General features: G+C 68.0%; 19 protein-coding genes. 11 read left to right on the top strand and 8 right to left on the bottom strand.

Going from position 1 to position 22,874, the window contains the following annotated elements:
* Window positions 1-309: 309 nt before the first annotated feature.
* The 6 genes from ACE3QW_RS09890 to ACE3QW_RS09865 form a co-directional block, all read right to left on the bottom strand.
* The gene (locus tag ACE3QW_RS09890) at window positions 310-2,913 is read right to left on the bottom strand and encodes a plasma-membrane proton-efflux P-type ATPase (RefSeq protein ID WP_374251371.1); all 2,604 of its coding nucleotides are present in this window, start codon (window positions 2,911-2,913) and stop codon (window positions 310-312) included.
* Between the two features lie 14 nt (window positions 2,914-2,927).
* Entirely contained in the window at window positions 2,928-4,109 is a 1,182-nt protein-coding gene (locus ACE3QW_RS09885) for an acetate/propionate family kinase (RefSeq protein ID WP_374251370.1), read from the bottom strand.
* An 11-nt stretch (window positions 4,110-4,120) separates the two neighbouring features.
* Window positions 4,121-5,488 carry a bifunctional enoyl-CoA hydratase/phosphate acetyltransferase gene (locus ACE3QW_RS09880; protein WP_374251369.1) on the bottom strand — a complete coding sequence of 456 codons (1,368 nt, stop codon included), beginning with the start codon at window positions 5,486-5,488 and terminating at the stop codon, window positions 4,121-4,123.
* Between the two features lie 105 nt (window positions 5,489-5,593).
* A complete protein-coding gene (locus tag ACE3QW_RS09875; RefSeq protein WP_374251368.1) occupies window positions 5,594-7,921 on the bottom strand; it encodes a DUF3141 domain-containing protein in 2,328 nt (775 codons plus the stop codon).
* Window positions 7,922-8,237: 316 nt separating this feature from the next.
* Window positions 8,238-9,410: a DUF2778 domain-containing protein gene (locus tag ACE3QW_RS09870; RefSeq protein ID WP_374251367.1), complete on the bottom strand. Its 1,173-nt coding sequence runs from the start codon at window positions 9,408-9,410 to the stop codon at window positions 8,238-8,240.
* Between the two features lie 424 nt (window positions 9,411-9,834).
* Window positions 9,835-10,518, bottom strand: coding sequence for a TetR/AcrR family transcriptional regulator (locus tag ACE3QW_RS09865; protein WP_374251366.1), 684 nt, complete (start codon window positions 10,516-10,518; stop codon window positions 9,835-9,837).
* 339 nt (window positions 10,519-10,857) lie between these two features.
* Between ACE3QW_RS09865 and ACE3QW_RS09860 the strand changes: the two genes are divergently transcribed.
* The 9 genes from ACE3QW_RS09860 (at window position 10,858) to ACE3QW_RS09820 (ending at window position 19,950) form a co-directional block, all read left to right on the top strand.
* Entirely contained in the window at window positions 10,858-11,718 is an 861-nt protein-coding gene (locus tag ACE3QW_RS09860) for a xanthine dehydrogenase family protein subunit M (protein ID WP_374251365.1), read from the top strand.
* Window positions 11,719-11,723: 5 nt separating this feature from the next.
* The gene (locus tag ACE3QW_RS09855) at window positions 11,724-12,212 is read left to right on the top strand and encodes a (2Fe-2S)-binding protein (protein ID WP_374251380.1); all 489 of its coding nucleotides are present in this window, start codon (window positions 11,724-11,726) and stop codon (window positions 12,210-12,212) included.
* Window positions 12,209-14,602, top strand: coding sequence for a xanthine dehydrogenase family protein molybdopterin-binding subunit (locus ACE3QW_RS09850; protein ID WP_374251364.1), 2,394 nt, complete (start codon window positions 12,209-12,211; stop codon window positions 14,600-14,602). The genes ACE3QW_RS09855 and ACE3QW_RS09850 overlap by 4 nt, the downstream gene beginning before the upstream one ends.
* Window positions 14,603-14,645: 43 nt before the next feature.
* Window positions 14,646-15,893, top strand: a complete 1,248-nt coding sequence (locus ACE3QW_RS09845; protein WP_374251363.1) for an ABC transporter substrate-binding protein — start codon at window positions 14,646-14,648, stop codon at window positions 15,891-15,893.
* A gap of 174 nt (window positions 15,894-16,067) precedes the next feature.
* The gene (locus tag ACE3QW_RS09840) at window positions 16,068-16,940 is read left to right on the top strand and encodes a branched-chain amino acid ABC transporter permease (RefSeq protein WP_374251362.1); all 873 of its coding nucleotides are present in this window, start codon (window positions 16,068-16,070) and stop codon (window positions 16,938-16,940) included.
* A gap of 31 nt (window positions 16,941-16,971) precedes the next feature.
* Complete coding sequence (locus tag ACE3QW_RS09835; RefSeq protein ID WP_374251361.1) at window positions 16,972-17,979, top strand: branched-chain amino acid ABC transporter permease; 1,008 nt, start codon at window positions 16,972-16,974, stop codon at window positions 17,977-17,979.
* The gene (locus tag ACE3QW_RS09830; RefSeq protein ID WP_374251360.1) at window positions 17,976-18,728 is read left to right on the top strand and encodes an ABC transporter ATP-binding protein; all 753 of its coding nucleotides are present in this window, start codon (window positions 17,976-17,978) and stop codon (window positions 18,726-18,728) included. Before ACE3QW_RS09835 ends, ACE3QW_RS09830 begins: the two co-directional genes overlap by 4 nt.
* Window positions 18,721-19,422 (top strand): ABC transporter ATP-binding protein, encoded by a 702-nt coding sequence (locus tag ACE3QW_RS09825; RefSeq protein WP_029558905.1) that lies wholly within the window; start codon window positions 18,721-18,723, stop codon window positions 19,420-19,422. The genes ACE3QW_RS09830 and ACE3QW_RS09825 overlap by 8 nt, the downstream gene beginning before the upstream one ends.
* A gap of 54 nt (window positions 19,423-19,476) precedes the next feature.
* The gene (locus ACE3QW_RS09820; protein ID WP_250165604.1) at window positions 19,477-19,950 is read left to right on the top strand and encodes a carbon monoxide dehydrogenase subunit G; all 474 of its coding nucleotides are present in this window, start codon (window positions 19,477-19,479) and stop codon (window positions 19,948-19,950) included.
* Window positions 19,951-20,017: 67 nt separating this feature from the next.
* Here the strand turns inward: ACE3QW_RS09820 and ACE3QW_RS09815 are convergent, their stop codons facing one another.
* Window positions 20,018-20,365, bottom strand: a complete 348-nt coding sequence (locus ACE3QW_RS09815; RefSeq protein ID WP_374251359.1) for an ArsC family reductase — start codon at window positions 20,363-20,365, stop codon at window positions 20,018-20,020.
* A gap of 154 nt (window positions 20,366-20,519) precedes the next feature.
* Here ACE3QW_RS09815 and ACE3QW_RS09810 point away from each other — a divergent pair, with 154 nt between their 5' ends.
* Together ACE3QW_RS09810 and ACE3QW_RS09805 are read left to right on the top strand one after the other, a co-directional pair.
* Window positions 20,520-20,816 (top strand): DUF6166 domain-containing protein, encoded by a 297-nt coding sequence (locus tag ACE3QW_RS09810; protein WP_374251358.1) that lies wholly within the window; start codon window positions 20,520-20,522, stop codon window positions 20,814-20,816.
* A 74-nt stretch (window positions 20,817-20,890) separates the two neighbouring features.
* Window positions 20,891-21,715: a GntR family transcriptional regulator gene (locus tag ACE3QW_RS09805; protein WP_250165605.1), complete on the top strand. Its 825-nt coding sequence runs from the start codon at window positions 20,891-20,893 to the stop codon at window positions 21,713-21,715.
* A gap of 46 nt (window positions 21,716-21,761) precedes the next feature.
* On the opposite strand, the gene ACE3QW_RS09800 is transcribed toward ACE3QW_RS09805, so the two are convergent.
* On the bottom strand, window positions 21,762-22,871 hold the full coding sequence (locus ACE3QW_RS09800) for a Zn-dependent alcohol dehydrogenase (RefSeq protein ID WP_374251357.1): 1,110 nt from the start codon (window positions 22,869-22,871) through the stop codon (window positions 21,762-21,764).
* Window positions 22,872-22,874 lie beyond the last annotated feature (3 nt).

Below are 22,874 nucleotides of genomic sequence, written 5' to 3'. Positions count from 1 at the left end.
GGGGCTTGGCGGGCGCATTCCGAAAGAGCTGTGGCTCTCCCCCTCAGTGCGTCATCGCCCGGCTCGTCCGGGCGATCCACCCATCCGCTCGCGGGATGTCCGAAGACCTGCCCCGGCCTGACCGTGGATCGCCCGGACACGCCGGGCGATGACGGTGGTGGGCCTCCCCTCTCCCCTTGCGGGAGAGGGGCCGGGGGTGAGGGGGGAGGGCCTGTGCATTCGTCCCGGCTCCCGTTCTAGCGGAGGCATACCCCTCACCCCAACCCTCTCCCGCAAGGGGAGAGGGGGCACCGCTGGTTTCGCGGAGGCTCAGCCCGGAACGACCGGGCCGATGGAGGCGTCGATCAGGCTCATGCGCCGCTCCCGCGCATTCACGAAGCGGAAGTAGATGACCTTCACGAGGTCCATCACCAGCGTCCACACCAGGCAATAGGCCCAGACCACGCCGATGAGCAGCCACGGCAGGGCCGGCATGAACCAGCCGAAGGCGCACATGAAGATCGCGAACACCTGCGTGCCCATCACCGCCGCGAGCACGGGCAGGCTGGGATAGGGCGGGCGGAACAGCGTGCCCTGCACCCGCGAGACGAAGAACAGCAGGTGCCCGCCGGCGCACAATTGCAGGAACAGCATGGTCTGGATGTGGGAGAGGTCCATGGGCAGCCGCGCCATCAGCTCCGGGCTCTTCATCCAGAACATGCCGAGCATGACGATGCCGAAGCTCTGCACCAGCGCCATGATGCCCATGATGGTCGAGAAGGAGAGGATGCGCTGCATGTTCCAGCGCACCGGTGAGTCCTGAACCTTCACATTGTCATAGGCGATGGTCATGATCGGGATGTCGTCAAGCAACGCCATGACGACGATCATGATCGCGGTGAGAGGCATGAAGTCGTAGACCAGATAAACCAGCACCACCACCAGCATGATGTTCAGCGTCATGGCGATGCGGTAGTAGATGTAGCTGGTGATCCGCTCGAAGATCGCCCGAGCTTCCATGATGGCGTTGATGATGGTGGAGAGCCCCGGCGCGGTGAGAATGAGCGCCGCCGCGCTGCGGGCCGCATCGGTTGCCCCGGAGACCGCCACGCCGCAATCGGCCTGCTTGAGGGCGGGGGCGTCGTTGACGCCGTCGCCGGTCATGGCGACGATGTGGCCGCGTTCCTGCAACGCCTTCACGATCTGGAACTTGTGCTCGGGGAAGACGCGGCCGAAGCCGTCCGCCACCTCCACCGCGCGGGCGGCGTCGATGGCGATGTGCTCGGGGCTGGAATCCTTGCCGAACACGTCGCTCGCGACCAGCAGATGATCGCCGAGGCCGAGCTGTCGGGAAATCTCGCCGCCGATGGCCACATCATCGCCCGTCACCATCTTCACCGAGACGCCGAGGGCCTTGGCCTTGGCGATGGTCTCCGCCGCGTCGGGCCGGGGCGGGTCGAGCATGGGCAGGAGGCCGAGCAGCGTCCACGTCTTCCCGTCGTCCGAGCGGGCGACGCCGAGCGCGCGGGTGCCGCTGCGGGCGAGGGTTTCCACCGCGTCGAAATAGCCCTTCGCATCGGCCTCCGAGAGGCCGCACTGGGCGGCGATGGCCTGCGGCGCGCCCTTGGCGAAATGCACGGTCTTGCCGTCCGGGCCGGCGACGCTCGCCACCGTCTTCTTGCTGACGGGATCGAAGGGCGTGAAGTCCACGCTCTTGTAGCCGTCCAGCACCTTCGGGTCCTTCACCGCGGCGATCACCGCCTTGTCGATGGCATCGTCGCTCTGGCGCTGGGAAGCGAGCGCGGCGCCGAGGATGAGGTCGTCCGGCGCGGCCTTGCCCCACGGGATGGGCGTCTGGAGGGTGAGCTGGTTCAGCGTCAGCGTGCCGGTCTTGTCGGAGCACAGCACGTCCACGCCCGCCAGCTCCTCGATGGCCGAGAGGCGGGAGACGATGGCCTGCTGCTTGGACAGCGCCAGCGCGCCCAGCGCCATGGTCACGGACATGACCGCCGGCGTCGCCACCGGAACGGACGCCACCAGCAACACCAGCACGATCTGCACGATGGCGCCGGCGTGCTGCCATTCCCAGTGCCCGTCGGCGATGATGTCGCGGTGGACCTGCGCCACCACCAGCACCAGCGCCAGCGCGGCGGAGAGGATGATGAGGAAGTCACCCATCTGGATGACCGCCTTCTCCGCGTGCGACTTGGCGCCGGCCGAGGCGACGAGCTTCGCGGTGCGGCCGAAGAAGGTGGCGTTGCCGGTGGCGGTCACGAGGGCCGTCATGGTGCCCTGCCGCACGATGGAGCCGGAATAGCCGCTGTCGCCCACCGCCTTGGAGACGGGGAGCGATTCACCGGTCAGCGCCGCCTGATCGACGGAGAGATACTTGCCCTCGATCAGCAGCAGGTCGGCGGGCAGGGTCTCGCCGCCGGCGACGCTCACCACGTCGCCGGGCACGAGGGCGGCGGTGTCCACCGTCATCCACTTGTTGTCGCGCAGCACGCGGGCCTTGAGCGCGAGGCCCTTCTTGAGGGCGGCCAGCGCGCTCGCGGCCTTGCTGTCCTGCCAGAAGCCGACGATGGCGTTGTAGATGAGCAGGCCCATGACGACGATGAAGTCGGGCCAGTCCCGGCGGATGAGGGAGAGCAGCGCCGCCGCCTCGATCATCCAGGGGATCGGCCCCCAGAAATAGCCGACCAGCTTCTCCCACCGGCTGTCCTCGTGGGCGACGATGGCGTTGGGGCCGTATTTCGCCTGCCGTTCGGCCGCCTCGGCGGCGGTGAGGCCCTTGGGGGAGGCGCCGAGTTCGGTGAATTTGGCGGCGATGGCCGCCGCATCCAGCCGGACCGCGCCGGAGGACGATCCCGCCGCTGGCTTCTCGGCGGGGGCCTCGGTGGGAGCTGCGGCGGCGAGGGCTGCGCTCTGTGCCATTGGACTTCTCCCGGTCAGGCGGAACGGGTGAGCGCCAGCGTGTGCTGGGCGATCATCAGTTCTTCATTGGTGGGGATGACGAAGGCCGCGACGGCGCTGTCCGCCGTGGTGATGCGCGGCCCGTTGGCGGCATTGGCCGCCGGATCGAGGGTGAGGCCGAAGGGGGCGAGCCGCTCCAGCACCGCGGCGCGCACCTTGGCCGAGTTCTCGCCAATGCCGGCGGTGAAGACGAGCGCATCCAGCCCGCCCAGCACCGCCGCATAGGCGCCGATGAACTTCACGAGGCAATAGACGAAATAGTCCACGGCCAGCCTGTCGTCGGCCGCCGCGCTGTCCTGCAGCACCCGCATGTCGGCGCTGTCACCGGAGAGGCCGAGCAGGCCGGACTGGCCGTAGAGCAGCTTTTCCAGCGCCTCCGCCGTGTAGCCGGCGGAGCGCAGCAGATAGAAGATCACGTCCGCCGGCACGTCGCCGGAACGGGTCGCCATGGGCAGGCCGGTGAGGCCGGCGAAGGCCATGGAGGTCTCGACGCTTTTCCCGTCCAGCATGGCGCAGACCGAAGCGCCGCCGCCGAGATGGGCGGCGATGACCCGCCGCGCGCCGGGCGCGACCTTGGGCACCTGCCGGCTGATATAGTCGTAGGAGATGCCGTGATAGCCCCAGTGCCGCACGCCAGTGTCGCGCACCGCCTTGGGCAAGGCGTAGATCTGCGCCACCTCCGGCATGGTGCGGTGGAAGGAGGTGTCGAACACCGCCACCTGCGGCAGGCCGGGGAAGGCCTCGGCGATGGCCCGCGCGCCGCGCACGTTGAACGGCTGGTGCGAGGGCTCCATGGCGGCGAGGCCATCGAGATAGTCCAGCACCTCGGGCGTGATCTTCGCTGGCCCTTCAAAGCGGGTGCCGCCGAGCACCACGCGGTGGCCGGCCGCCACCACCTTGATGTTGGCCTCGTGCTGCTCCAGCCACGTCACGATGTAGCCCAGCGCCTCCTTGTGGCTCAGGGCATGGCCGGAACCCCATTCGTGGGCATCGATGGGCTTGCCGTCCGGCTCCTTGGCGATGAAGTGCGGATCACCCGCCATGCTGTCGATGCCGCCCCGGCAGAGCAAAGGCGGGTCCTCCGCGTTCGACGTCCCATAGGCGCCGAACTTGAGGCTGGTGGAGCCGGAATTGACGACGAGAACGGCGTCGGTCATGGCAGCCTCGCTCAGTCGGCGGTGTGGGGAAGGATGGCGTCGGGGGTGCGCTTGAGCGCATCGGCGTAGATCACCGCCGCGGCGGCGGAGAAGCGCCGGGCCTCGGCGCTGTCGGCGCGGCTCGTCAGCATCACCGGCACGCGGGCGCCGACCACGAGGCCGGCGCTCTGGGCGTCGGCCATGAAGCCGAGATTCTTGTAGACCATGTTGCCGGCCTCGATGTTGGGCACCAGCAGCACGTCCGCCGTGCCCGCGACGGGCGAGACGATGTGCTTCACCTGCGCCGCTTCGGCATCCACCGCCGCGTCGAGGTCGAGCGGCCCGTCCACGATGCCGCCGACGATCTGGCCCCGGTCGGCCATCTTGGAGAGGATGGCGCCGTCGAGGGTGGCGGGCATCTTGGTGTGCACCATCTCCACCGCCGCCAGCACCGCGACCCTGGGCGTCTCGATGCCCAGCGCCTTCGCGAGGCCGATGGCGTTCTGGCAGATGTCGCGCTTCTGGTCGGTGTCGGGGGCGATGTTGAGCGCCACATCCGTCACCAGCACCCGGCGGGCATAGGTGGGCACGGACATGATGGCGCAATGGCTGAGCAGCCGGCCGGTGCGCAGCCCCGCCTCCTTCGCCATCACCGCATGAAGCAGCACGTCGGTGTGAAGGCTGCCCTTCATCAGCGCCCCCACCTCGCCCGCGCCGGCGGCGGCCGCGGCCTTGGCGGCGGACTCCTCCTCGCTCGCGGTGGAGACGATGCGGGCGCCGGAAAGATCGAGGCCGCCGGACGCGGCGATGCGGCGGATGTCCGCCTCCGGCCCGAACAGCACCGGCTTGATGAGCCCGGCGGCGGCAGCATCGAGGGCGCCGGAGAGGGCATCGAGGCTCAAGGGATGGACCACGCCGGTGGGCAGGGGATCGAGCCCCTTGCAGCGCTCCAGCAGCGCTTCCAGCCGATGCTCGGGCACGTTGACGCTGATGGCCTTCTCGGGCGCGGCCACGGTTATGGCGGCGGTGGCGACGATGGCGCCGGAGGGCGCGGCGATCGCGCCGTCGAGGCCGATCGTGCGGTCTGCGGCGTTGGTGTCGCGTACGGTGAGGGAAACGGTGAGCGGCACGTCGGCCGGCAGCGGCGCGGCGATGCTCACGCTGGAGGCGCGGATGGTTGAGCCGGGGCCGGGCAGGGCGGTGCCCACCAGAGCGGCGAACAGGGAGGCGGCAAGGCCGGCATCCGCCTGACCCGCCCCGGCGCCGGCGAGCATGCCGGCATCGCCGAAGGCGGCGCCCCAGGCCCGCAGGTCCGGTGTGCGGATGATGCGGGTGGCGGACGCACTGTCGCCCGCTTTGATGTCCTCGAACAGATGATTGGCGATGGTGGGCACGAACATGCCTCCTCGGGCGCGTCACTGGGAGGGAAGGCGAGGAACAGGCGGGTCGGGGAATGGAGAAGTCCGGGCGCGGCGCGGGGGATGCGCCGCGCCCGTCTTCCCGGCTCAGACGGCTGCGGGGAGGTTCTGGCCGGGCACGGGGGCCGGCGCGGTCTTCACCGCCGCCAGCGCCACGGTCTTCGGCGCCGAGACGCCGAGGATTTCGGCCAGGCGTTCCACCAGGGCCCGCTCGCCGGGGGTGTAGGTGCCATCCGCCGTGGCGACGCCGACCACCTTGTTCACCAGATCCTGCCGCTGGTCCGGATCTGTGACCAGACGGGCGATGGCCTCCACCGCCTTCTCCCGTTCCAGGAGCAGGATGTAGAACTGGTCGCGCACCAGCGTCTTGAACTCGGGCAGCGAGAGCTGCATCAGCTTCTGCCGCGTCTCGTTGAGCGAGCTGGCGGCCGCCTCGTCCAGCGCGCGTGTCACCGAGAGCACGTAGAGCGAGGCGCGCACCAGCGCCTCGTTGAAGCCGCCTTCGGCCACGCGGTCGCGGAACTCGGCGATCTTGCGGTCGCGGAAGGCTTCCTTCTGCGGGCTGTTGGCCGGCAGCTCGCGGACCTTCCCGTCGAGGTTGAGCCCCAGCAGGCCGTGCAGCACCGGCGAGCCGTAGACGGCGAAGAAGGACTGCTCCACCGCCCGGTCGCGCATATCCCGCCAGCCGTCGAGGGCGGCGTTGATCTGGTCGGACCAGAAGTTCTGCGCCGTGACGAAGGGATTGGAGGCGTCCGCCGGCTTGCGGGCCGTGGTGACGTCGGCGGCGAGCTTCTCCACCCCCTTCATGAGCGGGTTGGTATCCGCGAACAGGGAGTAGGAGAGCCGCAGCGGATTGAAGCGGAACAGCGCATCCGCAAGCTGCGGCGTCGCCATCGCCTTCACGACGGGCTGGAGGAATGTGCGATAGAGCGAGTGGTTGATCTCCGACACCCGCCGCGCGGCGGCGAAGGCGCGATCATCCTCCACGCTGTTGCGGCCATAGGCGCGGATGTCGTCCAGCGAGCGCAGCTCGAAGCGCGAATGCCAGGCGGGACCACCGGCCTTCACCTGCTCTTCCGACGCCGGCTCGATGACCAGCTCGTAGAGGCCGGGAGGCAGGCAGTCGATGAGGTCCATGAGGCGCACCAGCTCCTCGTCCTCCTTCGCCCCGACCTTGGCCGAGACGAAGATGGCGAGGTGGCCCACCTTCTGGTTCATGCAATAGACGATGGTGCGGCCCTCGGCGCGGATGTCGTCCACGTCCCTGTAGAGGTCGAGGATCCAGCCCAGCGTCTGCGGCGGCGGGGAGATGTTGTCGCCCTGCGAGGTGAAGACGATGACCGGCGAGGAGATGTTGCGCAGGTCGAACACCTTGCCGTCGGTGGAGCGCACCTCGTTGCGGGTGAGCTTGTCGCCGATGAAGAACTCGTCCACCAGGAACTGGATCTCGTCGCCATTCAGCTTGATGAAGTCGCCCCACCACTTCTCGAACTCGAGATAGCGCGGGCCTTCCGTGTCCACCTTCGACCAGACGTCATACTGCTTGCCCCACAGCCAGTTGGCCGGGTTCAGATTGTCGAAGTTCAGGATCAGCCAGGTGCCGTCGAACTTGCCGCCGCCGAGGTCGCTGATGAGGTTGGTCAGCCACGAGCCGCCGAGCAGGCCGCCGGAATAGCGCATGGGATTCTTGCCGTGCACGCCCTGCCAGTAGGACATGGGCGAGCCCGCCACCATGCAGGGACCGAACAGGTCCGGCCGCAGCATCGCCACCATCAGCGTCTGGTAGCCGGCCTGGCAATTGCCAATGGCGAAGGTGGGCGGGGCCTCCGGATGCATCTGCCGGATCCGCTCGAAGAAGGAGACCTGACCTTCCACCACGTCCAGGAAGGTCTGCCCCGGCTCCGGCTCGGCGGCGAAGCCGATGAAGTAGACCGGATGCCCGGTGCCCAGCGCCTCGCCGATCTCGCTCTCGGTCTTGAACCCGCCGATGCCCGGCCCCTGCCCGGCGCGGGGGTCCACCACCACCACCGGCCGCTTCCGCGGGTCCACCACCACTCCGGCGGGGGGGACGATGCGGGACAGGGAATAGTTGATCGGCCGCGGCAGCGCCCGCCCGCTCACCAGCACCTCATGGTCGAAGGAGAGCACCGTCGCCATGGGGCGTGAGGTAATATCGTGCTGCTCGTTCCCCCTCCGGCGGAGGAGGTCGAGGAAGAGGACCTGGCGCTGGGCAGCGTCCACGAGGTAGGCGCCGAGAGGTCCGGCCTGACTCGCACCTGAACCCATGCCGAACTGTGGGTTGAATGCCGGTGAAAGTCCCTTCTGGAATGCCGACATCGCGGCATTCGGGTCGAACGGCAGCAGGTTCTGGAAGGGGGAAAGGACAGGGGAGGGGGCAGGCGTATCGGCGGCCATGACGGGCTCCCGTCTCTCGCCGGCCCAACGATTGCGACAGGCCGGACGTTGCTTTCGCACGTGCGAATGGCCGCAGCTAAGGTCCCGTCTCTCCCTCGGGTCAATTCCGTTGATCTACGGGTGCGGGAGCATCCGTATCTATCCGGAAAGCCAGCGAAATTTGATGTGGCGCAAGAATGGCGTGCATTCTGCTGCACTGCAGCCAGAATTGAGGTTCGCCGCTACCGAAAGCCGGCGTGCACCCTTGCCATTGCTGGATTGTCGAAATGGCGCCGAGAGCAAAGTTTGCCCTGCAGCGGAAGGGCGCCCCGGCGCCCTACTGGTCCTTGGGCTTCAGGAAGGACAGGAGGAAGTTCTCTTCCTTCTTGGGGCCATGCTTCAGCTCGGCCACCACCACCATCTTCTTCACCTCACCGCGTTTGAAGGCGGCGAGGAACTTGTCGTAGTCCTTGACCGACACGCAGCCGTTGGAATCTCCACGCGGACCAAGGAGATAGGGGTGGGCGAGGATGCCGGCGCGGCCGTACATCCGGCCGGTTCCGATGGGATTGAGGCGCACCGCCTCGATGCCGTGGAACAGGGATTCGCGCATGGTCAGCTGGTAGGTGTTGGGCGGGGTCGGGCCCACCATGCGCTTGTTGACGGCACGCACGTCGTCGAAGGTATCGCCGTAACCAGAATGGGCTTCCAGCCGATCCCCGTTCGGCATGTAAACGACCTTGGCCTTGATGTCGTAGATGGCATAGCCGCTGCCGGGCGTGGGCAGCGCCGGCTCGTCCTCTGAGAGCGTCGGCGTCTCTGGAGCCGGGGCCTGGCTGCCGGGGACGGCGGAGGGCGTGTCGGTCAGGGAGGCGTCGGGCAGGGACGCGTAGGCGAGGCGCTGGTTCGGCATGGCCGGCTTGCGCAGGGGCAGGGGCACCGCGCCCTGGTCAAATTGTTCCAGCGCCTTGATTCCGTCGGCGGCGGCCACCTGGTTCCGGTTCAGCGGATTGGCCATGGGCAGCGGCACGACGCGGCCGGTGAGGCGCGCGGAATTGTCCGACGGTCCAGGCCCGGCGGCAAAGGACCGGCCATCAATGGCCACGTTGGTCAGGTAGATGCTGCCCGGATCGACGCCCAGCGCGCCGGAGCCGACGACGAGCGAAATCTCGGTCACGGTCGTTCCCGCGGCCGCCATGCTGAGCTCGCGGACGAGGGGGCGGTTGGCGATCTGGGGCGGCGGTGCGGAGACGCCGAACGCGAACGAGCCTTGGGTGTACCAGACGGCCCCTGCGGCAACCATTAGGCCGGCGACGACGCCCGTGCCGATGCCGACGAGCGTGCCGCGGCGGGACGTGCTGCGCGGCCGGGGATCCGAGGCGTGGGGGTCGTAGTCGGAGGCATCGACCTCCTCCTCGTGGACATGCGGCGTCCAGTGCCAGTCGGCCCGGTCATGCCAGTCGGCATGGGGATCAGCGTCGTCGCGGTCCCATTCACCGTGGTCGCGCAAGCCTGCGTCATGGCCCGCGCGCGCGTCATGATCGCTCGCGTCGTCCTGCCAAGCCGCGTATTCCTGCCGGTCCGAGTGCCTCATGGTCCCCGCTATCAGCGCTGCCGGTCGGTACCGGCTCCGTTCGTCCATCGCAGGGTCCCTCGGTCTAACGCATCGCACAAACCTTGCCCGGTTCGGATCTTCTCCGACCGACCACCGGCTCTGAACGCTGCGCCCGCGCGGCCCCGCCGCACATTCCCGCCAGCCCTGCAACCTTGCCGAAATTCGGTTTCTTTTCCCTTTACGCCCCACGCTAGACCAGATCACGACGGCGAGAACAAGGCCGTTCGCACGGAAACTTTACCAAGGGAACGCCGTCTTGGCGAGGGGCGAGCATGACGTTGCGTCATCTGCGCAACCCCCTCCCGAGGCCCCTCATTCTTCAGGATCCGGCTTGCGCCAGGATGTCCTTCAGCACGGGTGCGACACCGGCGCGGAAGGCGCGAACCGCGTCGCGGACGATGGGGTCGAGATCCTCCGGCGTCGTGGTGCCGTACACGTAGCGGCGGATCGCAAGGTAGAAAATGCGCCCGTGCAGCCCCCAGAACAGCTCGGCCTCGCGTTCGCTGACCGGAATTTCGCCGGGGGCCGGCAGCTTCAGCTCTGCCCTGAGCTCGGCGCAGGCGGGCAGGATGATCTGGTCGCGGACGATCATCAGGTAGCGGCTGGTGATGTCGAACGACTTGAGGCCGGAAAAGGCGAAGATTCGCACCCAGTGGTAGTCGAAAACCTGTTCGACATATTCGAGATAAAATTGCGTGAGCCGCGCCTCCAGCGGCTTGGATCGGTCGGTCACGAGAGGCGCCCAGTCTGCCTTCCAGCGGCTGAGATAGACGTGCTCGTAGACCCGCTCGATGAGCGCTTCCTTGGAGGGGATGTAGCGGTAGATGGCGGAATGGGTGATTCCCATCCGCTTCGCCAATTCGCGCGTCTGTCCCTCGAATCCGTGCTCGGCGAAGAAGCGCACGGCTTCTTCGATGATCGCCTGTTCGCGGTCGGCCGCCCGCATGTGCTGCCGGCGGGGGCGGGCGGGCGGCGTCGGCTTCTGGTCGGGAGTGGGCTTCAAGGCGAGTCCGTTCGGCGCATGGGCCGGGCGCCCACCGTCCTGCGATAGCGCAACCTTCCCCCGCCACCAAGGGTCTCCGAGCGCGGCGACGCCCGCCCCCGCGTCGCGGCGGCGGCTCCTATGGCGCGCGAAGTCGAGGAAAAGATGAGGGAAGGCAATAATCATATATCCGGGTGGGAATAACGTCGCGCTGCACTGCAATGATTTCCCTGCCAGCGCTTTTCCCAAGCACTTCGCCAATGGTCGCGCAGCACTATTGACAGGCACACCGGCCTGAGATCATGTTGTGACCAAGTGGTCACTAAAATGAAGCCACGCTCGACCGGGAGGAGCCTGCCCTTGAAAGCCCGCGCTTTCGCCTATGCGCGTCCGTCGAGCCTTGCCGAGGCGCATGCCGCCTTTGCCGGGGCCGATGGGGATGCAAGCTTCATCTCCGGCGGCCAGAGCCTCGTGCCGGCGCTGGCGATGCGGCTGCAGGCGCCGCAGGTGCTGATCGACCTCTCCGCGATTCCCGAGATGCGCGGCGTGCGGCTGGACGGGCAAAGCCTGCGCATCGGCGCGCTCACCCGCCATGCCGAAACGCTGACCGAGCCGCTGATCCGGGCCCATGCGCCGTTGCTCACGGCCGCCGCGCCTTTCGTCGCCCATCCCGCCATCCGCAATCGTGGCACGGTCGGCGGCAGCGTGGCGTTGGCCGATCCGGCGTCCGAATTCCCGGCCATGATGCTGGCGATGGGCGCCGAGATGGAAATCTCCGGGGTCGACGGCATGCGCCGCGTCGCCGCCGACGACTACTTTCAGGACCTCTATCAGACCGCCATCGAGCCCGGGGAAATCCTCGTGGCGCTGCATGTGCCCGCCGCCGGGCCGCGCCATGTCTGCGCCTTCGACGAGATGGCGCGCCGTCGCGGCGACTACGCCATGGTCGGGGGCGGTATCCTTGCCGAGCGAGACGGGGCCATTATCGCCAACCCGCGCATCGCCCTCTTTTCGGTCGGCCCGACGCCGGTGCGTGCCCGCAATGCCGAGGCCGAAATCGCCGGCAAGGTGCTCGATGCCGACACCATCGCCGCCGCCCAGCGCGCGCTGGATACGGACATCGATCCACTGGACGACGCCGAGATTCCCGCCGCCATGCGCCGCCACCTCGCGCGCGTCCTGCTCGGGCGCCTGCTGCGCAAGCTGGAGACATGCTCATGAACATGATGGCGGGCGCCGTCCCCCTCTCCCTCACCGTCAATGGTGAACAGATTGCCCGCATGGCCGCGCCGCGGACCACGCTGGCGGACTTCCTGCGCACGGACCTCGAACTCACCGCCACCCATGTGGGCTGCGAGATGGGGGCCTGTGGCGCCTGCCTCGTGCTGCTGGATGGGGTGCCAGTGCATTCCTGCCTCGTCTTCGCCGTGCAGGCGCAGGGGCAGCGCGTCGAGACGGTGGAGGGACTTGTCGCCAGCGGCGCGCTGGCGCCGCTCCAGCAGGCGTTCCATGAGCGCAACGCGCTGCAATGCGGCTTCTGCACGCCGGGCATGCTGGTGAACGCCCACGCTCTGATGGCGAAAGGTGGCGTGCCGGATCGCGAGGAGATTCGCGACGCGATCTCCGGCAATTACTGCCGCTGCACCGGCTACGAGGCCATCGTGGACGCCATCGAGGCCGCCGCCCGCAAGGCGAACGGGGAGGGTGCAGAATGAACGCCCCGTTCGACCGTCCGCTTGGCGCGGCGCCCCATCTTGAGCCTGGCGTTCATGTGGGACGCCCGCTGCCCCGCCCCAATGCCAAGCGGCTTGTGGCCGGGCGTGGCCATTACGTCACCGATATGAAGCTGCCGCGCATGCTGCATGCGGCCTTCGTGCGCTCGCCCTTCGCCCATGCCCGCATTGTGCGCATCGACGTGGAGGCCGCCCGCGCGGCGCCCGGCGTTGCTCTGGTGGCGACGGGGGAGGACCTTGCGAAGCTGTGTACGCCGTGGGTGGGCACGCTCGACCATTTCAAGGGCATGAAGTCCGAGCCCCAGCTTCCGCTGCCCCTCGAGCGGGTGACATGGAGCGGGCAGGCGGTGGTCGCGGTGGTGGCGGAAAGCCGCGCCGCCGCCGAGGACGCCTGCGAGCTGGTGGAGATCGAGTATGAGGACCTGCCCGTCCTCGCCGATCTCGACACGGCGCTGGCGCCCGATGCGCCCCGCCTCGTGAAGGGCTTCGCCGACAATCTGTGCTTCCGCTCAGCTCTGGAGAGCGGCGCGGTCGACGACCTGTTCGCCTCTGCCGCGCATGTGGTGGAAGCGGACCTCGCCTTCGGCCGCCACACCGGCGTGACGCTGGAGCCGCGCGCGCTCATCGCCGATTACGACGCGAGCGAGCACGCGCTGACCGTCCATCACGGCACCCAGACGCCGTTCCAGTTCCAGGATCTCTATTCCCGCCACTACGGCATTCCCGAAGCCCGCGTGCGGGTGGCGGCGCCGGATGTGGGCGGCTCCTTCGGCGTGAAGCTGCACGTCTATCACGAGGACATGGCGGTCATCGGCCTGTCCATGCTGGCGGGCCGGCCGGTGAAATATGTGGTCGACCGGCTGGAGGCCTTCGTCTCCGACATCCATGCCCGCGACCATCGCGTGAAGGCGAAGGCGGCGGTGGGCGCGGACGGCCGCATCCTCGCCATGGCGGTGGAGGACGAGACGGCCATCGGCGCCTTCTCCACCTATCCCCGCACCAGCGCGGTGGAGGGCAACCAGGTCATCCGCCTCATCGGCGCGCCCTACCGGCTGGAGGCCTACCGCGCCGACCTGAAGGTGGTGTTCCAGAACAAGACGCAGACGAGCCAGTATCGCGCGGTGGGCCACCCCATCGCCTGCGCCGTGACCGAGCATCTGATGGAGAAGGCCGCCGCCGCGACCGGGCTCGACCCGTTCGAGGTGCGCGCGCGCAACCTCATTCCGGACGACGCCTATCCCTGCCAGTCCCTCACCGGCTTCAAGTTCGAGCAGCTCTCCCACGAAGCCTGTCTCGCGAAGCTCAAGACGCTGATGGACTATGACCGCCTGCGCGCCGAGCAGGCGGAGCTGCGTGCCCGCGGCATCCATCGCGGCATCGGCATCGCGGCCTTCGTCGAGATAACCAACCCCACGCCTGCCTTCTACGGCATCGGCGGCGCGCGCATCTCGGCGCAGGACGGGGCGGTCATCAAGATCACCCCGTCCGGCGAGGTGCGCTGCCTCATCTCGGTGACGGAGCAGGGGCAGGGCACCGAGGCCATCATCGGCCAGATCGTCGCTGACTATCTCGGTGTCTCCCGGGACATCGTGCGCGTCATCACCGGTGACACCGAGGTGACGCCCCATGGCGGCGCCACCTGGGCCTGCCGCGGGGCGGGCGTCGGCGGCGAGACGGCCCTTCAGGCGGCGAAGAAGCTCAAGGCCAACGTGCTGAACGTGGCCGCCGCCATTCTCCAGGCGCAGCCGGGCGACCTTGATCTCGTCGATGCCGAGGTGGTGGACAAGGCGGGCGGCACGGTGCGCCTCAGCCTCGCCGAGGTCGCGCGCATCGCCTATTTCCGTTCGGACACGCTGCCGCCGGGCACCGATGCACAGCTCACGGTGGCGCACCATTATGCGCCGTCTGGATATCCGTTCGCCTTCACCAACGGCATCCACGGCTGCCATGTGGAGGTGGATGCGGAGACGGGGCTCGTCAAAATCCTCAAGCACTTTGTGGTGGAGGATTGCGGCCGCATCATCAATCCGCTCCTCGTGGAGGAGCAGGTGCGCGGCGGCGTGGTGCAGGGGCTCGGCGCCGCCTTCTTCGAAGAATGCCGCTACGACGAGGCCGGCCAGCTCGTGAACGGCTCGCTCGCCGATTATCTCGTGCCCATGTCCTGCGAGATGCCGGACATCGTGATCGCCCACATGGAAACGCCGACCCGCGACACCGAGCTTGGTGCCAAGGGCTGTGGGGAGGCGGGCACCGCCGCTTCGTCCGCCGCCGCGCTCAACGCGGTCAACGACGCCCTCGCACCGCTCAACGCCGAGCTGACCCAGATCCCCATGACCCCCGCGCGCATCCTCAAAGCGCTCGGTGCCTACTGACGACCGCCCACAGCCAAAAAACAAGACAGACCGGGAGGATTTCATGACCAAGCGGACCGACCATCCCCTCTCCAGCGTATCCCGCCGCACCGTGCTCGCCGGCCTCGGCGCCGCTGGCGTCGGCCTCATCGCCTCGCCGGCCATCGTGCGGGCGCAGGCGGAGACCATCCGCATCGGCTTCCCCACCCCGCTCACCGGCCCCTTCGGCGCCGAGGCGAAGGATCAGGTGAAGAGCGCGGAACTCGCCGTGAAGCTCGTCAACGACAAGGGCGGCATCGCCGGCCGCAAGGTTGAGCTGCTGGTCCGTGACGACAAGCTGAATGCCGGCGAGGCCGCCACCCGCACCCTCGAACTCATCGAGAAGGACAAGGTCCACGCGGTGGTCGGGGCCCTCTCCAGTGCCGTTCAGCTCGCGGTGAACGAGGTGACGCGCGCCCGTGGTGTCATCTACGTCTCCATCAGCCAGTCCGACACCATCAACGAGGTGAAGGACTTCTCGAAGTACACTTTCCACGAGGCGCTGAACCCGCACATGACCACGGCCGCCGTGGCGCGGGCGACCTTCAAGAAGGGCTCGAAGGTGGCGCTGCTCGGCGCCGACTACGCCTATGGCCACGAGATGATGCGCGGCTTCAAGCGCGCCGCCGGCGAACTCGGCGCCGAGATCGTCGGCGAGATCCTCCACCCCTTCGGCGCGGCGGACTATTCCACGCTGATGCCGCGCATCCGTGCCCTGAAGCCGGATATCCTCGCCATCTGCAACTTCGGTCGTGACCAGGCCAACTCCATCAAGCAGGCCAACGACTTCGGCATGAAGAAGCAGATGCAGATCGTGGTGCCGGTGCTGCTGCACAACCAGCGCATCGCCGTGGCGCCCGACGTGTTCGAGGGCATCATCGGCGGCGCCAACTATTATTGGGCGCTGGAGAGCACCATCCCCTCCGCCAAGGCGTTCAACGATGCCTACAAGGCGGCCTATGGCTCGCTTCCGACCGATTACGGCGCCTACGGATTTACTGGTGTTTCCGCGCTGCTCCTGGCCATGGCGAAGGCCGGCGGCACCGACACGGACAAGGTGGTCGAGGCGTTGGAAGGCCTGAAGTACGACGTGGCCAAGGGTCCGCAATACTTCCGCAAGTGCGACCACCAGTCGGTGCAGTCGGTGCTGGTGCTGAAGTCCAAGGCCAAGGCCGACATGAAGAGCGAGCAGGACCTGTTCGACATCGTCGAGAACGTCCCCGGCTCCGAACAGATGCTGCGCTCCTGCGGCGAACTGGGCTTCCCGACCTGAGACCTGATCCCTTCTCCCCTTGCGGGAGAAGGTGGATCGCGGCGCAGCCGCGAGACGGATGAGGGGAAGGCAGCAACAGAGCGCGATCCAACCCCTCACCCCCGGCCCCTCTCCCGCAAGGGGAGAGGGGAGAAGCACCGTGCCGAATGCCCCGCCCGCCCCGAGAGACGCCCGATGGACCTTGAACTCATCCTCATGCAGCTGTTCTCCGGGCTCGCGCTCGGGGCGATCCTGGTGATGGTCGCCCTCGGGCTCACCATCGTGTTCGGCATGCTCGGCATCGTGAATTTCGCCCATGGCGCCCTGTTCATGGTGGGCGCCTATGCGGGGCTGTGGGTCGCCGCGCAGACCGGCAGCTTCTGGTGGGCGCTCATCGTCGCGCCCCTTGCGGTCGGCGTGCTCGGCATGCTGATCGAGCGCTTCCTCATCCGCCCGCTCTATGGCCGCACGCCGGATGATCCGCTGCTGCTCACCTTCGGCCTGGGCTATGTGCTGGTGGAGGCCGTGCGCATCACCTTCGGCACGGACGGCATTCCCTTCTCGGCGCCCGACGTGCTGCAGGGCGTGGTGGATCTCGGCGTCGGCTATTTCCCCATCTATCGCCTGTTCGTCATGGGCGTGGTGGCGGTCATCCTGCTGCTGCTCTGGGTGGCGCTGGAGAAGACCCGCTTCGGCCTCATCGTGCGGGCCGGCGCGCGCGATCCGCTCATCATGAAAGTGCTGGGGGTGGACGTGAGCCGGCTGTGGCTGCTGGTGTTCGGCCTCGGCGTCGGCCTCACCGCGCTCGGCGGCGTGCTGGCCGCGCCCATGCGCAACGTGAGCCCGGAGATGGGCACGCTGGTGCTGGCGGAGGCCTTCGTCGTCACCGTCATCGGCGGCATGGGATCGCTGCTCGGGGCCGTGGTGGCGGGGCTGCTCGTGGGCGTCGCCGTGAGCATGACCGCGCTGTTCGCTCCCGAGATGGCGACCATCGTCATGTTCGGCCTGATGGCTCTCATCCTCCTCGTCCGACCGCAGGGCCTGTTTGGCCGGCCGGCCGGCGCCTGACGGAACCCGGCGCGTGAACGGAGACGACACCATGACCACAACCGACCTCGCCGCCGGGCAGGGCGTGGCGCCGCGCACCCTGCCGAGGGCCGGCGCCGCGCTGGATCGCTGGCGCGTGCCGCTCACCATTGCCGTGCTGGCGGTGCTGCCCTTCGTGTTGCCGTCGCAGGCGCTGGCGGTGAACGTGCTGATCTACGGCCTGTTCACCGTCGGCTTCAACCTGCTGTTCGGCTACACGGGCCTTCTCTCCTTCGGCCATGCCGCCTTCTTCGGCACGGGGGCTTACCTGACGGGAATGGCCATCGCCCTTCTCGGCTTCGGCTGGTTTCCGGCCATGCTCACGGGCATCGTCGGCGCGAGCCTGCTCTCGGTGGTGATCGGCGCGCTCTCCATCCGCACGCGCGGCATCTACTTCTGCATGGTCACTTTGGCGCTCGCGCAGCTCGTCTATTACGTCGCGCTCCAGGCGTCCGGCTGGACCGGCGGCGAGAATGGCCTGCGCGGCTTCACCGTGGCCAAGGCCGACCTGATCGGCGGCTTCTCGGTGAACCTGCTGAACCCGCTGGCGAAGTACTACTTCATCATGTTCTTCGCAGCGCTGGCACTGTGGTTCGTATCGCGGGTGCTGAACTCCCCCTTTGGCGCGGCCATCGAGGCGGTGCGCGAGAACGAGACCCGCGCCCGCGCCTGCGGCTTCGACGTGGAGCGCACCAAGCTCCTGTCCTTCGTCCTCTCCGGCGCCCTGTGCGGCCTCGCCGGCACGCTTTCCGCGCTTCATCTCTCCATCGTGCCGCTCGATGCGCTGGGCGTTCACACCTCCTCCATCGTGGTGATGATGACCATGCTGGGCGGCGCCGGCTCCTTCTTCGGGCCGTTCGTGGGGGCGCTGGTGTTCCTGCTCATCGAGGATGTCGCCTCGCTGTGGACCACCCACTGGCAGCTCATCGTCGGCATCGTCTTCATCCTGTTCGTGCTGTTCCTGCCCAAGGGCATCTGGGGCAGCCTGATTCAGATCGTGCGCCGCAGGAGGGCGTCATGAGCGCGCTGATGGAAGTGACGGACGTGGGCCGGTCCTTCGGCGGCTTCGTGGCCCTCGCTGGCATCTCGGCCAGCTTCGAGCGCAACAAGGTGACGGCAGTGATCGGCCCCAATGGCGCCGGCAAGAGCACCTTCTTCAACGTGCTGTCCGGCGTGCTCCAGCCCTCCACCGGCTCCATCCGGTTCAAGGGGCAGGAGCTGAAGGGGCTGAAGCAGCACCGCTTCGCCCATCTCGGCATTGCCCGCTCCTACCAGATCACCAACCTCTTTCCCGAGCTGTCGGTGGAGGAGAACGTGCGTGTGGCGGCGCAGGCACTGAAGACGCGCTATGACGTCTTCAGCCATCGCGATCGCTATCCCGAGCTGACCCAGAAAGCAGAGGCGGCGCTGGCCGAGGTGGGCCTCACCCATCGCCGCGCCCGCCGCGCCCGAGACCTCGCCCATGGCGAGCAGCGGGCGCTGGAGATCGCCATCGCGCTGGTGGCGAACCCCGAGCTTCTGCTGCTCGACGAGCCCACGGCCGGCATGGGGCCGGAAGAGACCAAGGAGATGGTGGCGCTCATCGAGCGCCTCGCGGCGGACCGCACCATTCTCCTGGTCGAGCACAAGATGAAGATGATCCTCGGCCTGTCGGACCGCATTCTGGTGCTGCACCACGGCCGCCTCATCGCCGACGGCGCGCCGGCGGTGGTGCAGGCCGATCCGGAAGTCCGCCGCGTCTATCTGGGGCAGAACGATGGCTATGCTTGAGGTCGAAAAGCTCAATGCCTGGTACGGGCCGAGCCACGTCGTCCATGATCTGACGTTCAGGATCGAGCAGGGCGAAATCGTCGCCCTCGTCGGCCGCAACGGTGCCGGCAAGACGTCCACCCTGCGGGCCATCATGGGGCTCATGCCGCGGGCGGAAGGCCGGGTGACGTTCGACGGCAAGGACTTGCTGCCGCTCGGCGCCCACGCCCGCTTTCGCCTCGGTCTCGGCTACGTGCCGGAGGAGCGGCGCATCGTCTCCGGCCTTACGGTGCGGGAAAACCTGCAGCTCGGCCTCGTCGCCGCCGCCCGCACGGACGAGCGGGCCGCCATCGACGAGATCGCCAAGAGCTTCCCGCGCCTGAAGGAGCGGCTGGAGCAGCAGGGGACCACCATGTCCGGCGGCGAGCAGCAGATGCTCGCCATCGCCCGCGCCATCATCTCCAAGCCGAAGATGGTGCTGCTGGACGAGCCCTCCGAGGGCATCATGCCGGTGCTGGTGGAGGAGATGGGCGTGCTCTTCCGGCGTCTGCGCGACCAGGGCACGACGCTGCTTCTGGTGGAGCAGAACGTGGAATGGGCGCTCAATCTCGCGAGCCGCGCCATCATCATCGATCAGGGCGAGCTGGTGCATCAATCGAGCGCTGCTGCACTGCTCGCCGACAAGGACATCCAGGATCGCTATTGTGCGGTCTGAGCGCCATCGCCGAAGAGCGGCACGCGCGAACGAGAACAAGGGGAGGACCATCCCGTGGAACTGACCGGCGAATATCGCATCAGCGCCCCGCGCGAGACCGTGTGGAAGGCGATCCTTGATCCCGAAATGCTCAAGCGCTGCATTCCCGGCTGCAAGGAGCTGGAGCAGACGGGCGACAACGCCTATGCCGCCAAGGTGCAGGTGAAGGTGGGGCCGGTCTCGGCCACCTTTTCCGGCTCGGTGGAACTCACCGACATGGAGGCGCCCGCCGGTTGCCGTATCGTCGGGCAGGGCAATGGGGGCATCGCCGGCTTCGCCAAGGGCGAGGCCAAGGTGGCGCTGGCCGAGGATGGCGCCGACACCATCCTGACCTACGTGGCGGACGCCCAGATCGGCGGCAAGCTCGCCTCTCTTGGCGGGCGCCTCGTGCAGGCGACCGCCAAGAAGCTCTCCGACCAGTTCTTCACCAGCTTCGCCGAAGCGCTGAACGCGCCGGCCGAGGTGCCTCCGGCGGCCGAGGCATCCTGACCATCACACTGGTCCCGAGGCCGGCGCAGGTCTGCTGTAGCTTACGTCGGCCTCACTTCACCCGGGTTCACTTTATCCGCGCCGCATAATCCTCCGGCTTGAAGCCGACGATCAGATCGCGCCCGTGCTCCAGCACCGGGCGCTTGATCATGGAGGGGTGCGCCAGCATCAGCGCCAGAGCCTTTGCCTCGTCGATGTCGGCCTTGTCGGCATCCGGCAGCTTCCTGAAGGTGGTGCCGGCCCTGTTAAGCAGTTTTTCCCAGCCGACCTTCTTCGCCCAGCCCTGAAGCGTCTTCGCGTCTATGCCGGCCGACTTGTAGTCGTGGAAGGCATAGGCGACGCCCTTCTCGTCGAGCCAGGCCCGTGCCTTCTTCATGGTGTCGCAGGCCTTGATGCCGTAGATCGTCGTCGTCATCGCAATCCCCCGTCTGAAAGCATCGACCTTACCCGAGGGCGCGCCGCCGCGCGCGCGGCTTTCGCGTCGCAGGACCGTTGAACGGCACCTGCTGCTCATGTAACATATCAGTGCAATCCCAATTGGACGGGCAATAAAAGGCAGGGCAGGACGCATGAAGACCTATCGGGGAGACCGCACCATCGACGGCATCGCGGTGACGGTGGACGGCAAGCCGCTGCCGCAGCGCACCGACATCGCCAAACTGAGCGGCGACGGATTCGAGTGGAGCTATGAGGGGCAGGCCCCCGCCCAGCTCGCCCTCGCCTTGCTCGCCGACCACCTCGGCGACGACCGGCGCGCCTATTCGCTGCACGACCAGTTCATGCGCGACGTGGTCGCCAATTTCGCCAACGAGTGGGAGATGACCTCCGACGATATCGACGCCGCGCTCCACCGCGTCGCAGCCTGATCGGTATCCGCCCGAGGCTTGACGGCAGGAGACGAATCCGTCGTCTCAGAGACAAGGCAGGGGGAGCAAGCGGCATGGCGAAGGCGGGGTCCAAGGCAGGGGCCATTGCGGGTTCCGTGGCGCCGGTGCGGCGCCAGAAGCGGCAATCCGCGCTGGCCGGAGGTGAAGGCGCGCTTGATCTCCTGTTGGAGCCGCTCCGCGAAACCCGCAAGGAGCCTCGCACCCCGGCCCGTCGCGCCCGCAAGGATGAGCCGGTGACCGAGGATGCGAGCCTCACCGATCGTGCCTACCGCATCCTTGAGGAACTGATCGCGACCCTGCAACTGCCCCCGGGCGCGGTGCTTTCCGAACTCACGCTTTCCGACCGGCTGAAGATCGGCCGCACGCCCATCCGCGAGGCACTGCAACGCCTTGCCCGCGACGGGCTGGTCGTGGTGCTGCCGCGGCGCGGCGTGCTGGTGTCGGATATCAACCTGCGCACCCAGCTTCGCCTGCTGGAGGTGCGTCGCGTGCTGGAAGTGCTGATGGCCGGCCTCGCCGCCGAGCGCGCGACGGCCGAGGAGCGGGACGCCTTCGCCGAGATCGCCGGCTCCATGCGGCAGGCGGCCGAGGTGGAGGACGACCTCGCTTTCATGCGCCTTGATCGGCGCTTCAACCTTTTGATGGCGCAGGCGTCGCGCAACGAGTTCGCGGTGCGCTCCATGGGCCTCATGAACGCTCTGTCGCGTCGCTTCTGGTACCAGCATTACCGGGAGGTCGCCGACCTGCCGCTCGCCGCCCGGCTCCACGCCGAGGTGGCCGAGGCGGTGGCCCGCCGCGACCGCAAAGGGGCCGAGACCGCGGCCGCCAACCTCGTGGATTATATCGAGGATTTCGCCCGCAAGACCCTGGATGCGTGAGGGCTGAGGCTCCCTCTCCCGCAAGGGGAGAGGGAGCCTCGAGCCTTCAGAAGATCACGACGCTGCGAATGGTCTCGCCCGCCTTCAGCGCGGCGAACCCCGCGTTGATCTCCTCCAGCGCGATCCGTCGGGAGATCAGGCCCTTCAGGTCCAGCCGTCCGCCAAGCGCAGCGCGCGCCAGAAACGGGAAATCGCGCGCGGGGCGGGCACCGCCATAGGAGACGCGGCGGATGCGCTTTTCCGCCATCAGTGAGCCCCACCGGAAGGACACGTCCTTCGTCACGTCGATCTTGCCGAGCCAGATCACCTCGCCGCCCGGCCGCACCGCCTCAGCCGTCGCACGGAAGGCAATCGGGCTGCCGGCCGATTCCAGCACTACGTCGGCACCGCGGCCTTGGGTGAGCGCGCGGGCCGCCTCCACCACGTTGCCCGTGCGGGCGTTCACCGTGTGGGTGGCCCCCATGGCGCGGGCGAGTGCGAGCTTGGCATCATCGAGATCGGCGGCAAGGATGGTCTCTGCGCCTGCCAGCCTCGCCCCCTGCACCGCGGCGAGGCCGACGGCGCCGCAGCCGATGACGAGGGCCGTATCGCCGGGCGCGATGTGCGCCACGTTCAATGCCGCGCCGACGCCGGTCATGATCCCGCAGCCGATGAGGCAGGCCTCGTCGAACGGAAGTTCTTTGGGCACCGGCACAGCCTGTTGGTCCGTGACGATGCAGTATTCGCCGAAGGCGCCGAGGAACATGAGGTTCCCCAGCTCCCGCCCGTCCGCGAGCCGCGCCTTGGCGGCGCCGTCGAAGGCACGGGCCTTCGGACCTTCCGCGAGATAGCCCTCGCACAGGATGGGCAGCGCGCGGTCGCAATAGAAGCAGTGGCCGCAATGGGGGTTCCAGGAGAGCACCACATGGTCGCCCTTGCGGACGCCCTTGGCCTCCCGCCCCACGTCTTCGACGACGCCCGCCGCTTCGTGACCGAGCACGATGGGCATGGGGTAGACGAGCCCGCCCTCGATCACCTCGAGATCGGTATGGCACAGCCCAGCCGCCTTGATGCGCACGAGCACGTCGGATGGCCCGAGCGGGGCCGCCTCCACCGTCTCGATGGCGAGCGGCGTCTGCGGCGCGTGGAGCACCGCGGCACGATAGGTGAGGGGCATGGG

It is taken from the genome of Xanthobacter sp., from assembly GCF_041911315.1.
Taxonomy (GTDB): Bacteria; Pseudomonadota; Alphaproteobacteria; order Rhizobiales; family Xanthobacteraceae; genus Xanthobacter; species Xanthobacter aminoxidans.
This window is presented reverse-complemented; position numbering and strand designations above follow the sequence as displayed.

Bases quoted from the DNA above. Each gene is read 5' to 3' on its own strand.
- ACE3QW_RS09880 (WP_374251369.1), bottom strand. From the start codon at position 5,488: ATGTTCGTGCCCACCATCGCCAATCATCTGTTCGAGGACATCAAAGCG.
- ACE3QW_RS09845 (WP_374251363.1), top strand. From the start codon at position 14,646: ATGACCAAGCGGACCGACCATCCCCTCTCCAGCGTATCCCGCCGCACC.
- ACE3QW_RS09800 (WP_374251357.1), bottom strand. From the start codon at position 22,871: ATGCCCCTCACCTATCGTGCCGCGGTGCTCCACGCGCCGCAGACGCCG.
- ACE3QW_RS09815 (WP_374251359.1), bottom strand. From the start codon at position 20,365: ATGACGACGACGATCTACGGCATCAAGGCCTGCGACACCATGAAGAAG.
- ACE3QW_RS09875 (WP_374251368.1), bottom strand. From the start codon at position 7,921: ATGGCCGCCGATACGCCTGCCCCCTCCCCTGTCCTTTCCCCCTTCCAG.
- ACE3QW_RS09850 (WP_374251364.1), top strand. From the start codon at position 12,209: ATGAACGCCCCGTTCGACCGTCCGCTTGGCGCGGCGCCCCATCTTGAG.
- ACE3QW_RS09830 (WP_374251360.1), top strand. From the start codon at position 17,976: ATGAGCGCGCTGATGGAAGTGACGGACGTGGGCCGGTCCTTCGGCGGC.
- ACE3QW_RS09810 (WP_374251358.1), top strand. From the start codon at position 20,520: ATGAAGACCTATCGGGGAGACCGCACCATCGACGGCATCGCGGTGACG.
- ACE3QW_RS09840 (WP_374251362.1), top strand. From the start codon at position 16,068: ATGGACCTTGAACTCATCCTCATGCAGCTGTTCTCCGGGCTCGCGCTC.
- ACE3QW_RS09805 (WP_250165605.1), top strand. From the start codon at position 20,891: ATGGCGAAGGCGGGGTCCAAGGCAGGGGCCATTGCGGGTTCCGTGGCG.
- ACE3QW_RS09890 (WP_374251371.1), bottom strand. From the start codon at position 2,913: ATGGCACAGAGCGCAGCCCTCGCCGCCGCAGCTCCCACCGAGGCCCCC.
- ACE3QW_RS09855 (WP_374251380.1), top strand. From the start codon at position 11,724: ATGGCGGGCGCCGTCCCCCTCTCCCTCACCGTCAATGGTGAACAGATT.
- ACE3QW_RS09825 (WP_029558905.1), top strand. From the start codon at position 18,721: ATGCTTGAGGTCGAAAAGCTCAATGCCTGGTACGGGCCGAGCCACGTC.
- ACE3QW_RS09885 (WP_374251370.1), bottom strand. From the start codon at position 4,109: ATGACCGACGCCGTTCTCGTCGTCAATTCCGGCTCCACCAGCCTCAAG.
- ACE3QW_RS09835 (WP_374251361.1), top strand. From the start codon at position 16,972: ATGACCACAACCGACCTCGCCGCCGGGCAGGGCGTGGCGCCGCGCACC.